The organism is Azorhizobium oxalatiphilum (assembly GCF_014635325.1).
Taxonomy (GTDB): Bacteria; Pseudomonadota; Alphaproteobacteria; order Rhizobiales; family Xanthobacteraceae; genus Azorhizobium; species Azorhizobium oxalatiphilum.
In genome coordinates this window covers 358,050-371,861 of the sequence record NZ_BMCT01000002.1, presented here as the reverse complement: position 1 = coordinate 371,861, position 13,812 = coordinate 358,050, and the positions used below count along the sequence as shown (strand labels likewise).

General features: G+C 68.2%; 14 protein-coding genes. 4 read left to right on the top strand and 10 right to left on the bottom strand.

Annotation, left to right across the window (positions count from 1 at the left end; translation table 11 throughout):
* Positions 1-33: 33 nt before the first annotated feature.
* The 3 genes from IEW24_RS10260 to purD all read right to left on the bottom strand — a co-directional run bounded on the left by IEW24_RS10260 (position 34) and on the right by purD (position 2,922).
* Positions 34-504 (bottom strand): hypothetical protein, encoded by a 471-nt coding sequence (locus IEW24_RS10260; RefSeq protein ID WP_188578113.1) that lies wholly within the window; start codon positions 502-504, stop codon positions 34-36.
* 148 nt (positions 505-652) lie between these two features.
* Complete coding sequence (locus IEW24_RS10255) at positions 653-1,567, bottom strand: alpha/beta fold hydrolase (protein WP_188578111.1); 915 nt, start codon at positions 1,565-1,567, stop codon at positions 653-655.
* A gap of 98 nt (positions 1,568-1,665) precedes the next feature.
* Entirely contained in the window at positions 1,666-2,922 is a 1,257-nt protein-coding gene (gene purD, locus IEW24_RS10250) for a phosphoribosylamine--glycine ligase (RefSeq protein WP_188578109.1), read from the bottom strand.
* Positions 2,923-3,054: 132 nt separating this feature from the next.
* Here purD and xseA point away from each other — a divergent pair, with 132 nt between their 5' ends.
* Both xseA and IEW24_RS10240 read left to right on the top strand, forming a co-directional pair.
* Positions 3,055-4,632 (top strand): exodeoxyribonuclease VII large subunit, encoded by a 1,578-nt coding sequence (xseA, locus tag IEW24_RS10245; RefSeq protein ID WP_188578107.1) that lies wholly within the window; start codon positions 3,055-3,057, stop codon positions 4,630-4,632.
* A gap of 103 nt (positions 4,633-4,735) precedes the next feature.
* Complete coding sequence (locus IEW24_RS10240; RefSeq protein ID WP_188578105.1) at positions 4,736-4,963, top strand: DUF2093 domain-containing protein; 228 nt, start codon at positions 4,736-4,738, stop codon at positions 4,961-4,963.
* Between the two features lie 261 nt (positions 4,964-5,224).
* Here the strand turns inward: IEW24_RS10240 and lpxK are convergent, their stop codons facing one another.
* The 7 genes from lpxK to IEW24_RS10205 form a co-directional block, all read right to left on the bottom strand.
* Positions 5,225-6,241: a tetraacyldisaccharide 4'-kinase gene (lpxK, locus tag IEW24_RS10235; protein ID WP_188578103.1), complete on the bottom strand. Its 1,017-nt coding sequence runs from the start codon at positions 6,239-6,241 to the stop codon at positions 5,225-5,227.
* On the bottom strand, positions 6,238-7,533 hold the full coding sequence (locus tag IEW24_RS10230; protein ID WP_188578101.1) for a 3-deoxy-D-manno-octulosonic acid transferase: 1,296 nt from the start codon (positions 7,531-7,533) through the stop codon (positions 6,238-6,240). The genes lpxK and IEW24_RS10230 overlap by 4 nt, the downstream gene beginning before the upstream one ends.
* Positions 7,530-8,264: a lysophospholipid acyltransferase family protein gene (locus IEW24_RS10225; protein WP_188578099.1), complete on the bottom strand. Its 735-nt coding sequence runs from the start codon at positions 8,262-8,264 to the stop codon at positions 7,530-7,532. The genes IEW24_RS10230 and IEW24_RS10225 overlap by 4 nt, the downstream gene beginning before the upstream one ends.
* Before the next feature lie 18 nt (positions 8,265-8,282).
* Complete coding sequence (locus IEW24_RS10220; RefSeq protein WP_188578098.1) at positions 8,283-8,528, bottom strand: DUF4170 domain-containing protein; 246 nt, start codon at positions 8,526-8,528, stop codon at positions 8,283-8,285.
* Positions 8,529-8,576: 48 nt separating this feature from the next.
* Positions 8,577-9,374 carry a 3'(2'),5'-bisphosphate nucleotidase CysQ gene (locus tag IEW24_RS10215; RefSeq protein ID WP_188578821.1) on the bottom strand — a complete coding sequence of 266 codons (798 nt, stop codon included), beginning with the start codon at positions 9,372-9,374 and terminating at the stop codon, positions 8,577-8,579.
* Between the two features lie 134 nt (positions 9,375-9,508).
* Positions 9,509-10,447, bottom strand: coding sequence for a 4-hydroxybenzoate octaprenyltransferase (gene ubiA, locus IEW24_RS10210; RefSeq protein WP_244644327.1), 939 nt, complete (start codon positions 10,445-10,447; stop codon positions 9,509-9,511).
* 67 nt (positions 10,448-10,514) lie between these two features.
* On the bottom strand, positions 10,515-11,027 hold the full coding sequence (locus IEW24_RS10205; protein WP_188578091.1) for a hypothetical protein: 513 nt from the start codon (positions 11,025-11,027) through the stop codon (positions 10,515-10,517).
* A gap of 391 nt (positions 11,028-11,418) precedes the next feature.
* On the opposite strand from IEW24_RS10205, the gene IEW24_RS10200 reads away from it, so the two are divergent.
* Both IEW24_RS10200 and ilvN read left to right on the top strand, forming a co-directional pair.
* Entirely contained in the window at positions 11,419-13,179 is a 1,761-nt protein-coding gene (locus IEW24_RS10200) for an acetolactate synthase 3 large subunit (protein WP_188578089.1), read from the top strand.
* A gap of 98 nt (positions 13,180-13,277) precedes the next feature.
* Positions 13,278-13,793: an acetolactate synthase small subunit gene (ilvN, locus tag IEW24_RS10195; protein ID WP_188578086.1), complete on the top strand. Its 516-nt coding sequence runs from the start codon at positions 13,278-13,280 to the stop codon at positions 13,791-13,793.
* Positions 13,794-13,812: the final 19 nt, after the last annotated feature.

Below are 13,812 nucleotides of genomic sequence, written 5' to 3'. Positions count from 1 at the left end.
GGTTCGGATTGTCAGTCCGAACCGATCCGGCTCCTAGAAAAGGAAAAGTCCGTGCGCGCCCGCCACCGCGCTGAAGACGGTCAGCGCGGTCACGGTGAGCAGGACACGGTGCAGGAGGCTGATGCGCCGCAGGACCGGCACCGGCGCGGCGAGCGCAAGTGCCGCGATCCGATGGTGCAGAAGCGGCTCGATGACGAACAGAAGCAGCATGAACGCCGCCCACAGCGCGAGCATGGCATGCATCCACCAGAAGGCCGGATCCTGAAAGCGCGCCCAAAGATCCATGCGCAGGGTCATCCAGAGCCCGGTCAGGCCCGCCAGCGGCACCGACCAGCGCACCTGCCCCGAAAAGCGCGCCTCCACCGTCTCGAACAGCGCGACACCCTGCGCGCCCGGCATCATCCGGGAGAGCGGCAGTACCACCAGCGTTACGAAGGCGAGGCCGCCGATCCAGTGCAGCACCGTCAGCACGTGAAAGGCGCGGGCAAGGGTAATGTCGTCCATTCCAACGATCCGGCACCGGCCGCCGATCCCACCTGACCGCACACGCCCGGACGCCAAGCTGAACTATGTGGCCGGAACCTGCCGGAACCCATGCGACCTCGGGTCTCGCCCCCGCCAGCCGGGCGCGGCATGGCAGCGCAGGGGAGGATCAGACCGGGGCTTCGCCCTTCAGGAACGGCAGGAGCGCCTTCAGTACGCCGTCCGGATTCTCCTCGGCGAGGAAATGCCCGCCCTCCACGGGCGCACCCGCCACCTTCGGGCCGAAGGCCTGCCAGGCCTTGAGCGGGCTTTCGCCCTTGGCGGGAATGCCGGTACTGCCCCACAGCGCCAGTACCGGGCAGTCGATGACCCGGCCGGCGGCGAGGTCCGCCTCGTCATGGGCAAGGTCGATGGTGGCCCCGGCGCGATAATCCTCGCACATGGCCCGGATATGGTCCGGCGAGGCGCAGGCAGCGCGGTAATGGGCCAGCGCCCGCGGATCGAAGGCGGTGAGATCCTTGTCCGCCGTCCAGCTCTTCAGCGTCCAGTCGAAATAGAAGCCGGGGTCCTTGCCGATCAGCGTCTCCGGCAACGGCGCGGGCTGGGCGAGGAACATCCAGTGATAGGTGGTCATGGCCCGGCTGCGGTCCATGCCATGCCACATGGCCGAGGTGGGCACGATGTCCAGCACCGCGAGGCGGTCCAGCCGGCCGGGATGGTCAAGGCCGATGCGGTAGCCGACCCGCGCGCCCCGGTCATGGCCCAGCAGTGCGAAATGGGCGTGGCCGAGATGCTCCATCAGCCGCACCAGCGCTTCCCCCATGGCGCGCTTGGAATAAGGCGCATGGTCGCGGCCGGGCTCGGGCGCCGCGCTCCAGCCGTAGCCGGGCAGATCGGGGATGACGAGGCTGTAGTGCTCGGCGAGCGTGGGGGCGAGGCGATGCCACATCACGCCGGTCTGCGGGAAGCCATGGAGCAGCAGCAAGGGCGGGCCGGAGCCACCCGAGCGCGCGAAGATACGGCCGGCGGGCGTATCGACATTATGGGCTTCGAAGCCGGGAAAGAGATCGGCGAGATCGGGCATCGGGGCCTCCCTGCGGACTTTGAGCGCCGTTGACCGGGAGGGTCGCACAGGAGAGGCGGCACCCGCCAGAGGCAGGCGCCGCGCCCGAATGTCAGGGGTCAGCCGAGCGCGCGCCAGCCGATGTCGCGGCGATAAAAGCCGTCCGGCCAGTCGATGAGGCCGGCGGCCTCATAGGCGCGGTCGCGGGCGATCTTCAGCGTCGGGCCGGTGGCGGTGATGTTGAGCACGCGGCCGCCGTTGGAGAGGATCTGCGCGCCGAGACGCTTGGTGCCGGCCTGGAACACCAGCACACCTTCCACCGCAGCAGCAGCCTCCAACCCCTTGATCTCGCTACCGGTCTGGTGCGCGCCGGGATAGCCCCGGCTGGCGTAGGCGATGGTGATCGCCGCGGCGTCCGACCACGTCAGCGACACCTCGGCGAGACGGCCATGGGCCACCGCGTTCAGCGTCTCCAGCAGGTCGCCGGTGAAGCGGGGCATCAACACCTGGCACTCGGGATCACCGAAGCGGCAGTTGTACTCGATCAGCTTGGGCCCATCGGCGGTCAGGATCAGGCCGGCATAGAGGATGCCGCGATACGGCGTGCCGGCATCCGCCATGGCCTTGGCGGTGGGCTTCACGATGCGCTCGATGGCCTCGCGCTCCAGCTCGGCCGTCAGCACCTTGGCCGGAGAATAGGCGCCCATGCCGCCGGTGTTGGGGCCGAGGTCGCCGTCGAAGGCGCGCTTGTGGTCCTGCGCGCTGCCGAAGGACACCACGGTCTCGCCATCCACGAGGCAGAAGAGGCTGGCCTCCTCGCCTTCCATGAAGGCTTCCACCAGCACTTCGGCGCCGCCGGACGCGAACACCTGCTCGATGGCCTCGATGGCTTCTTCCACCGTCTGCGCGACCACCACGCCCTTGCCGGCCATGAGGCCGTCCGCCTTCACCACGATGGGCGCACCCTCGTGCTTCACATAAGCGGCGGCGTCCTCGGCCTTGGTGAAACGGCCGAAGGCGGCGGTGGGAATGCCGTTGGCCCGGCACAGTTCCTTGGTGAAGAGCTTGGAGCCTTCCAGACGTGCGGCAGCGGCGGTGGGGCCGAAGGCGGCGATGCCGGCGTCCGAGAGCCGGTCCACGAGGCCGGCCACCAGCGGCGCCTCGGGGCCGACCACCACGAGATCGATGGCATGGTCCAGACACCAGCGGACCAGCGTGTCGTGGGCGGAGAGGGCGATGCCCTCCACGGGTTCGGCGAGTTCCGCGATGCCGGGATTGCCGGGCAGCGCATAGAATTGACCCATGCCGGAGCTCTGGGCGAGCTTCCAGGCGAGGGCATGTTCGCGGCCACCGGAGCCGAGCAGGAGCACGTTCATCGGACTGTCTTCCCCCGTTTCCGTTTGGCTATCGGCTCACGGCCTTGGGAACAAGGGGTTGGGCATTGCGCCCGCTGCATATGAGATAGCGGCTATGCTTCTGCCTCGTCATCAAGCTGCCGTGTGATTCCCATGAGCGATCCTTATGAAACCCGCGCCAACGCGCCCGAATGGAGCGTCACCGAGCTGTCGTTCGCGCTCAGGCGGACGGTGGAGGATGCCTATGGTCACGTTCGGGTGCGCGGAGAAATCTCTGGATATCGCGGCCCCCATTCCTCGGGCCACGCTTATTTCAGCCTGAAGGACGAGGGCGCCAAGCTCGACGCCATCATCTGGAAAGGCACCTTCGCCCGCCTGCGCCTGCGACCGGAGGAAGGGCTTGAGGTGGTGGCCACCGGCAAGCTCACCACCTATCCGGGCAAGTCGGGCTACCAGATCGTCATCGAGAGCCTGGAGTTCGCCGGGGCCGGCGCCATCATGGCCATGCTGGACGAGCGCAAGCGGCGCTTGGCCGCAGAGGGCCTGTTCGATCCGGCGCGGAAAAGCCTGCTGCCCTATCTGCCGAACGTGATCGGCGTGGTGACGTCGCCCACCGGTGCTGTGATCCGCGATATCCTGCATCGCCTGAGCGATCGTTTTCCCCGTCAGGTGCTGGTGTGGCCGGTGCGGGTGCAGGGCGAAACCTCCGCCGCCGAGGTGGCGCAGGCCATCCGGGGCTTCAATGCGCTGCCGGAGAACGGCCCGATCCCGCGACCCGACGTGCTCATCGTCGCGCGCGGCGGCGGCTCGCTGGAAGACCTGCTGGGCTTCTCCGACGAGGCCGTGGTGCGGGCGGCGGCGGAAAGCATGATCCCTCTGGTCTCGGCCGTGGGGCACGAGACCGACGTCACCCTGATCGATTTTGCCTCCGACGTGCGGGCGCCCACGCCCACCGCCGCCGCCGAGATGGTGGTGCCGGTGCGGGCCGATCTCCTCGCCGCCGTGGATGGGCTCGGGGATCGCCTCGCCATTGCTCCCCTGCGTCTGCTGGAGCGGCGGCGCGGGGATTTCCGGGCGCTCGCCCGGCATCTGCCTTCCGCCGATACGCTGCTGGCGACGCCGCGCCAGCGGCTGGATGCCGCCTCCGACCGCCTGCCGCGCGCGCTACGCGCCAATGCGGTGGCCCATCGCATGCAGTATGAGGCCGCCCGTGCGCGGCTTTCGCCGGCCGCGCTGCGGGTGCGGTTGGAACGCCTGGCCGAGCGGGCGCAGGGGCTCGGCACCCGTCTCACCGGCGGGCTGACGGCTCTGGTGCAGCGGCGCGGGGATCGGCTGGCGGTCTTCTCCGACCGGCTGCGCACGGCGCAGGCCACCAATCTGCGCGCCCAGCAGGCGCAGATCGCGCTGCGACGCGAGCGCCTCGCCACGCTGGATGCGCGGTTGGGCCGCGCCATGGCGGGGGATCTGAAGGCGCGGGGGCAGCGGCTCGGGGCGGTGGATCAGCTCATGCGGGCCCTGTCCTACAAGGGCGTGCTGGCGCGCGGCTTTGCGCTGGTGCGCGATGCGGAGGGGCAGGCGGTGCATGCGGCTGCGACTGTGGCGAGCGGGGCGCGGCTGGAGCTGGAGTTCGCCGACGGACGCGTCGGTGTGGTGGCGGGCGGGGCGCCTGCGGCCAAGCCCGGCAGGGGCGGGACGCCCAAGCCTTCGCAGGGCACGCTGTTCGACAGTTGAAGACGGCGCGCCGGACCTGCTCTTTCGGCGCGGACGCAAAGGCATTATCTTGCGCCGAATGCGGCTCCGGCCGTCCCCGCTTTCAAGGTCCTGTTGCGCCGTGATGAATCGATTCGAACGTTTTCCGGAACCTCAGGGTGAGGCCGAAATCCGCTATCTCGACGGCGAATTTCGCATCCTGCGCCCCGGCAGCTTCGTGCGGTGCGCGGTCACGGACCAGCAGATCCCGCTCGACGAACTGCGCTACTGGAGCGTGGACCTGCAGGAGGCCTATGCCGATCCGCAGGCCGTGCTGAAGCGGACGATGGAACTGCCGAAGAGCGAAGGCTGAGCCTTCCGGGAACGTGTTGCCTGCGGAAGCGGCGCGGCATTCTGCTTCGCCCGCCACGCCATTCATGCAGCACCATTGATGCAACAAAGCATCGTCATGCCCGGACTTGATCCGGGCATCCACGTCGGGCCGACAGTGGACGATGCGAAGACGGGGCATGCGGCGACCGTTCGCCAAAATGTCCGTCGATTTTCCCAGCGGATGGACGTGGATGCCCGGATCAAGTCCGGGCATGACGATCTACTGTGGCATGAGCCGGTCTCAGGTCTGTCCGGTCGCCCGGGCCTCCGCCGTCGCGATCAGCCCGTCCAGTACAGCGGCGGGCTCCATATCCATCTCCACGGGCAGCACCGTGATCGCGTGCCGGTGGCGCGCGAAGGGCGTGCCTTGCAGGCGTGCCATGTCCTTGGTGGTCGTCACCAGCCGCAGACCCTGGATGGCCGCGCGCGCGGCGAGTTCCGCGATCTCGGCCTCCGCATAGGGATGGTGGTCCGGAAAGGCCCGCAGTTCGGCCACGGTGACTCCCGCAGCCGTCAGGCTGGCGGCGAATTTTTCCGGTCGGCCGATCCCTGCGAAGGCCAGCACCGCACCGCCCGCCAGCCCGGCGATGACCGCCGGATCGGGCCGCACGCTGCCGGAGAGGACGCCTTTCCCCAGCCGTTCCGCCGCGCGCGCAACTGTCGCGCCTGCCGCGCCCGGCCCCACCACCAGCACCGCATCGGCGGCCTTGAGCTGCGGCACCAGCGGCGCACGCAGGGGGCCGGCCGGCAGCACATGGCCGTTGCCGATGCCGGCGGCGCCGTCGATCACCAGCAGGCTCACGTCCTTGCGCAGGCTCGGGTTCTGGAAGCCGTCATCCATGAGGATGTGGGTCGCGCCCTGTGAGACGGCGAGGCGCGCACCGGCAAGCCGATCGCGGGAGACGATGGTGGGCGCCGCTGCCGCCAGCAGCAGGGATTCATCGCCCACCTGCGTGGCGTCGTGGGTTGCCGGATCGACGCGCACAGGCCCGGCAAGGCTGCCGCCATGGCCGCGCAGCAAAGCGAAAGGCGTGGCGCCACGGACCTGAAGGCGGGCGATGAGGGCAAGCGTGGTCGGAGTCTTGCCGGCGCCGCCCACGGTGGGATTGCCGATGCAGATCACCGGCACCGGAACGCTCGCCGAGGGGCCGGACATGCGGCGGAGGGTGATCTGGCCGACGATCCAGCCGATGGGCGCCAGCAGAAGTCCGGCAAGGCTGCCCGGCCGCGACCAGAAGCCCGGCGCGCGCCCCATCATTTTCCGGCCAGCCGGATCTGGAGCAGATAGGGCTCCACCGCCGCCAGCGTCCGGTCCAGCGCGCCGCTCAGGGCCTCGACCGCATGCCATGCGGCATGCGCGATGCGCTCATGGGTTCCGGGTGTGAGGAAGATGTCGAGGGCGGCGCGGGCCATGTCCTCGGCATCGCCAACCTGCACCGAACCCTGATCGCCATCGAGGCGGGCATAGACCGCGCCGAAATTCCATACATGCGGGCCGTGCAGCACCACGCTGCCGATCTTGGCCGGCTCGATGGGGTTCTGTCCGCCGTGACGCACCAGCGAGCCGCCGAGGAAGGCCACCGGCGCGAGGCGGTAGAACAGGCCCAGCTCGCCAATGGTGTCGGCCACGTAGATTTCGGTCTCGCCATGGGGCAACTGGCCGTGGCTGCGCTGGGCGGCGGCAAGGCCCGCGCCCTCGGCGAGCGCCATGATGTCGCTGCCACGCTCGGGATGGCGCGGGGCGATGAGGGTGATGAGGTCCGGCAACTGGGTGCGGATGTGCCGGTGCGCCTCCAGCACCACCTCGTCCTCGCCCGGATGGGTGGAGGCGGCGAGCAGCACCGGGCGATGGCCGATGACCGCCTGCAGGCGGCCAAGCAGATTGGAATCGGCCGGCGGGGCAGGCACGTCGAATTTCAGATTGCCGGCCACTTCCACGCGCGGCGCGCCGAGCGCCTTGAAGCGGGCGCCATCCTCGGGGGTCTGGGCGAGGCACAGGTCCACGCGGGAGAGCAAGGCGCGGGCGCTGCGGGGCAGGCGAGCCCAGCGCTCGGCCGAGCGCTGCGACAGGCGACCGTTCACCATCACCACGGCGGTGCCGCGCCGGTCCAGCTCGGTCATCAGATTCGGCCACAGCTCGGATTCGGCCAGCAGCACCAGATCCGGCTTCCAGTGGCCGAGGAAGCGGCGCACGAAGCTCGGCGCATCCAGCGGCACGAACTGGTGGATGACGCCGCGCGGCGCCCGGCGGGCGGCCACCCGGCTGGAGGTCAGCGTGCCGGAGGTGAGCAGGATGTGGAAGCCGCGCCCGACGATGCGCTCCACCAGCGGCAGCACCGAGACGATCTCGCCCACGCTCGCCCCATGCACCCAGATCAGCGGGCCGAAGGGGCGTTCCTGCCGGGTGATGCCCCGGCGCTCGCCGATGCGGGCCGGGTCTTCCTTGCCCTTGGAGATGCGGTAGCGCAGCCACGCCGGGGCCAGAAGGGTCGCGGCGGAAGCAGCACCGCGATAGAGCCGCAGGGGGACCGGCAGCGGCCGCCCCCTCATCGGCCAGCCTCGGAGGTGCTGCCATAGACGAGGGCCGGGGCCTGCCCGCGTCCCACCAGCGCCTCGGCGCGGGCGGTGGCGGCCTCAAGGCGCTGCTGCACCAGCTGGCGCATGGCTTCCATGCCGGCGTCGTCGAGATCGCGGGGCACCCAGACAGGCTCGGCCACCACCGCCGCGCCCTTGCTGAAGGGCAGGTTGAGGGCGGCGCGATCCCAACTCTTCAGCTTGATGCGTCTGCTGGTTGCCATGGCGATCGGGAAGATGGGGCGGCCGGAATGGCGCGCGATGACGATGACGCCCTTGCCCACGTGACGGGCGATCTTGGGCACGTCGGCCGTCATCGCCACATTGATCCCCTGTTCGAGGGTGTCAATCATCGCATATGTCGCGGACACGCCGCCCTTGCGATGAAAATCACGCGGCGACGTGGCGCCGGACCCGCGAATGGTGCCGACCCCGAGCTTCTCCGCCGCGATGGCGTTGATCTCGGCGTCCGCATGGCGGGAGATCAGCACCTTGGCCTTGTGGTGGGGCTTCATGACGAAGGGCGTCAGGAAATGCTGCCCGTGCCAGAAGGTCATGATGAGCGGCAGATTGTCCTCGATGCGCTCATAGATGTCCGACGGCTCCACGACGAAGTTCGTCGTCCTGGCCACGGCCTTGAAATAATAAGCGAAGGCCGTGCCCAGGGCGACCTGGACGCCCCGGTTGGTCCGAATGCGACGCCACATGTTCTGGAAGTTCCGTCCTCAGAGCCCGGCGACCGGCTTGTCGGTCTCGGGGTCCAGCAGGCGATGCAGATGCACCACGAAATAACGCATCATCGCATTGTCGACGGTCATCTGCGCCTTGGCCTTCCAGGCCGCGGTCGCGGTGGCGTAATCGGGATAGATGCCGACGAGGTCGAGCTGGCTGAGGTCCTTGAACTCCGTCGAGCCAATTTCCTTCAGCTCCCCGCCGAAAACGAGGTGGGGCAGTTGTTTACGGTCAGTCATGTCGTCGGATCCCGGAACAGGCGAATGCAACGATGAAGCGGCGGGGCGTCAGGGCTGGCTGCCGGTGTCCCCACGCGCTGCGGACAGTGCAGTCTCATGCAACGCCCGGCCCGCCGACACAAGGACTCCGTGCCGGGGAACCGTAGCATTATAAGTCAGAGGGCGGCCATCCAGCCCGGTCAGAAAGCCGTGGGCTTCCTGCACCAGAAGGTCCGCGGCGGCGATATCCCAGTCATGTGCATTACCTGTGGCGAGGGCCACGTCCAACTCTGCGGTCGCCACCCGCGTGATGCGCAGGGCCAGCGAGCGCACCCTCGGCTGGCGCAAGATTCCGGCGCGCATCGCCAGATGGTCCACCATCTGCGCCGGACCCGAGATCGCGGCCCCGTCCAGCTCGGCCCGCGTGCCTGCCTGGATGGGCTGGCCGTTGCGCCGGGCACCGCCACCGGCGGAGGCCACGAAAAGTTCATCCGTGACCGGGGCGAAGAGGGCTGCGGCGATGGGGCGTCCGGCCTCCACCAGCGCGGCCGAAACGGTCCAGTCCTCGCCGCCGGCCATGAAGGCGCGGGTGCCGTCGATGGGGTCCACTACCCATACGCGCATGCGCGAGAGGCGGTCGGGGCTGTCGGCGGTTTCCTCGGACAGCCAGCCATAGTCCGGCGCCAGCGTCATCAGCCGCTCGCGCAGGAACCGATCCACGGCGATGTCGGCTTCAGTGACCGGCGAATTGTTGTTCTTGAACCAGGACGACACGTCGCCCGTGCGAAACATGGCCAGCGCAACCGCGCCTGCGGCGCTGACCGCATCGGCGAGATGGCGCGCGGCCACCTCGGCTGAGTCGAGCATGGTGCGGGCGGAGGAGGGCGGGGAAATCATGCGCAGGCCATAAGCGCCCCGGCGAACCAAGGCAAGCCAAGCCTCCGAGAGGATTCCCCCCGGAGGCGAACAGGGTACCGTTCAGGGGTGGGCCCGAATGGGAATCAGGGCAGCCAGAGCGCGCCGAGGTGCTGGGTGATCACATCGAGGCTGAGTCCCGCGAAGAGGATCAGTCCCGCATCCCGGTTGGACTTGAAGATGGCAAGGCAGAGCGCCCCGTCGTCGATGTCCAGCCGCCGCACCTGCCCGTAGAGGTGGTAGGCGAAGGCGCCGAGGCCGATCCAGGCGATCACGCCCGCGCCCGCGCCCATCAGCGCCAGCCCGAAAAAGACGGTGGTGGCGGTGTAGCAGAGCGCCAGCGCCAGCCAGCTCGCCTGACCGAACAGCAGGGCAGTGGAGCGTACGCCGACGATGGCGTCGTCCTCGCGGTCCTGATGGGCATAGATGGTGTCGTAGGCGAACACCCAGCACACCGCGCCGGCAAACAGCAGCAGGGCCGGATCGTCGATGCTCTGGAACACGCAGGCCCAGCCCATGAGCGCGCCCCAGGAGAAGGCGATGCCCAGCACCGCCTGCGGCACCGAGGTGATGCGCTTCATCAGCGGATAGATAGCCACCACGCCCATGGAGGCGAGGCCGGTGATGACGGCGAAGCGCGGCAGCGACAGCAGGACGGCGAGGCCGATCAGCAGTTGCAGTGCCAGAAAGGCGAAGGCGGCCGGCAGGCTGATGGCGCCGCTGGCGATGGGCCGGCTACGGGTGCGGGCCACCATGCGGTCGATCTTGCGATCGAGGATGTCGTTCCAGGTGCAGCCCGCCCCGCGCATGGCGACGGCGCCGATGGCGAACAGGATCAGCAGGCGCGGATCGGGATAGGGCGCGCGCGCCGCGCCCGCCGCCAGAGCCGTGGACCACCAGCAGGGCAGCAGCAGCAGCCAGCTGCCGATGGGGCGATCCATGCGCGCCAGATGGAGATAGGGGCGGATGGGGGCGGGCGCATAGCGGTCCACCCAATTGCCGGCGGGGGCATCCGCAACGGTCACGAAGGGTGGGCGGTCGGCGAGGGCCTGACCCTCTCCCGCCTCCCTGAAATCACCGCTCACAGTATCCTCACTTGGACAGAGCGTTACCCGTGAGGGTGTCGAACACCCCGCCACGGTTGCTGCTCTCGCCGGGCACATAGCCGGTGGTGACGCCGAGCGCCTGCGACAGGCTGCCCTGCGGCGGCGGCTTGGCCGGCCCGCCGCCACCCGCGCCGGCGCCGCTGGCGGCGGCCTGACAGACGCGGTCACGCAGCTGGGCGGTCTTCACATTGTTGGCGAGGGCGGCCTTGATGGTCTCCTCGGGGATCTGGCACCAGTCCTTGTTCTCTTTCAGATACTGGGCCGCCTTCGCTTCCGCAGTGGTGTAGCTGCGGAACAGCGGGCACAGCTCCTGCGGCCCGCTCTTGTTCTTGCCTGCGGCCTGAAGGAGCTTGCCCTTGGCGTCCATATCCGAGCGCAGGGCCATGAAGTCCGTCTGGCAATCGGCCAGCGCAGGCACTGTTCCGGCCGTGCAAAGCGCGAGGGCGAGGCCGAAGGCGATCGAGCCCTTGAAGCGCGGCGAGTGAGTGATCCCGGGCATGTCCTGTTTCCGCTAGGTCGGAGAATGGGTTTTCTTACAAAGACCTGATTGTTGGGGCAATATCGGGGCGGAAGGAAGTGATGGCCTTTCGTGCCCCCCGGCTGCAAAAAAGCGTGACAGCCCGCCTTGACGGAGATTTCGTCTGTGGGTAGGTTCGCGCAACTTTCGAAAGGGCGACCGCGCCGATGCGCAACATCGTTACCATTATCCTTGTACGCAGACGCGCCACCCCCGCGACGGCCTGACGGCTTCGCAGAGGATCGGTGGCGCGTGACGAGGGGCCCTTGGGGCCCCTTCGTCGTTTCTACAGGTTCGGTTCGGGAACGCCTGAGTTCGGAAATTTGAGCAGCCGGGGGCGCCAGTGGCGCGGGGACTGCAGAGGAGTGGAGAGATGAGCAAGGAGATGACCGGCGCCGAGATGGTGATCCAGGCGCTCAAGGATCAGGGGGTCGACCACCTGTTCGGCTATCCGGGCGGTGCCGTGCTGCCGATCTACGACGCTCTGTTCCAGCAGAACCATATCGAGCACATCCTGGTGCGCCACGAGCAGGCGGCGCTGCATTCGGCGGAAGGCTATGCCCGTTCCTCCGGCAAGGTGGGCGTGGTTCTGGTCACGTCCGGTCCCGGCGCCACCAATGCCGTCACCGGCCTTGCCGACGCGCTGATGGATTCGATCCCGCTGGTCTGCATCTCCGGTCAGGTCGCCACCCATCTCATCGGCAACGACGCCTTCCAGGAGTGCGACACGGTCGGCATCACCCGGCCCTGCACCAAGCACAATTATCTGGTCCGCGACATCAACGACCTCGCGCGCATCCTGCACGAGGCCTTCTACGTGGCCCAGAACGGCCGGCCGGGTCCGGTTGTCGTCGATATTCCGAAGGACGTGCAGTTCGCCAAGGGCACCTACGTCGGCCGCGAGAATATCGAGCACAAGACCTACAAGCCGAAGCTGGTGGGCGACAACGACAAGATCCAGCAGGCCGTGGAGATGATCTCTGCCGCCAAGCGGCCGATCTTCTATACCGGCGGCGGCGTCATCAATTCCGGCCCGGCGGCGAGCCGTGCCCTGCGTGAGCTGGCGCGCCTCACCGGCGTTCCCGTCACCTCCACGCTGATGGGTCTCGGCGCCTTCCCCGCGGCGAACAGCCAGTGGCTTGGCATGCTGGGCATGCACGGCACCTACGAAGCCAACATGACCATGCATGACTGCGACGTCATGGTCTGCATCGGCGCGCGCTTCGACGACCGCATCACCGGGCGGCTGGACGCCTTCTCGCCCGGCTCGAAGAAGATCCACATCGACATCGACCCCTCGTCCATCAACAAGAACGTCAAGGTGGACCTGCCCATCATCGGCGACTGCACCAAGGTGCTGGAAGCCCTGATCACCACGTGGAAGTCGCAGGACCGGCACATCGACCGGGACGCGCTGGATGCCTGGTGGGCGCAGATCGGCCGCTGGCGGGCGCGCAATTCGCTGGCCTACCGGCAGGTGGCGGATGTCATCAAGCCGCAGCAGGCCATCGAACGCCTGTATGCGGCCACCAAGGATCGCGACGTCTACATCTCCACCGAGGTCGGCCAGCACCAGATGTGGGCGGCGCAGTTCTTCCGCTTCGAGGAGCCGAACCGCTGGATGACCTCCGGCGGCCTCGGCACCATGGGCTACGGTCTGCCCGCCGCCATCGGCGCGCAGATCGCCCATCCGGACGCTCTGTGCATCGACATCGCGGGCGAAGCCTCCATCCAGATGAACATTCAGGAGATGGCCACCGCCATCCAGTTCAACCTGCCGGTGAAGGTGTTCATCCTGAACAACCGCTACATGGGCATGGTGCGCCAGTGGCAGGAACTGCTGCATGGCGGGCGCTATTCGCACTCCTATTCCGAGGCCCTGCCGGACTTCGTGAAGCTGTCGGAGGCCTATGGCGGCGTGGGCATCCGCTGCGAAAAGCCGGGCGACCTCGATGCGGCCATCCAGGAGATGATCAACGTCAAGCGTCCGGTGATCTTCGATTGCATCGTGGACCAGCAGGAAAACTGCTTCCCCATGATCCCGTCGGGCCGCGCCCATAACGAGATGATCCTCGGCGACATGGCGATCGATCTCGACGCCGCCATCTCCGACGAAGGCAAGATGCTGGTGTGACGATGCCGGTGTGACGCCAAAAGGCCGGCCGCTTCAGCGCGGCTGGCCGCCACCTGCCTCCGAGCGCCTTTCCCTCCGTTTCCCGCAGAGACCCTTTCATGTCCCTCGCGCAAGAAAAGACTGAACGCCACACCCTGTCCGTCCTCGTGGACAACGAGCCGGGCGTGCTGGCCCGCGTGATCGGCCTGTTTTCCGGCCGTGGCTACAATATCGACAGCCTCACCGTGTCCGAGGTGAGCCAGGAGGGACATCTCTCCCGCATCACCATCGTCACCACCGGCACGCCCATGGTGATCGAGCAGATCCGCAATCAGCTCGATCGGCTGGTGCCGGTGCACCGGGTGCGCGACCTCACCGTGGAAGCCATCTCGCTGGAGCGTGAGCTGGCCATGGTGAAGGTGCGCGGCACCGGCGAGGCGCGCAGCGAGGCGCTGCGGCTGGGCGAGGCGTTCCGCGCCCGCGTCATCGACGCCACCACCGAGAGCTTCGTGTTCGAGATCACCGGCAAGTCCGACAAGATCGACCAGTTCGCGCTGCTGATGCAGCCGCTCGGGCTCGTCGAGGTGTCGCGCACCGGCACCGTCGCCATTTCCCGCGGCCCCGAGGCCATGTGACGGCCGGGCTGCGCCCAAG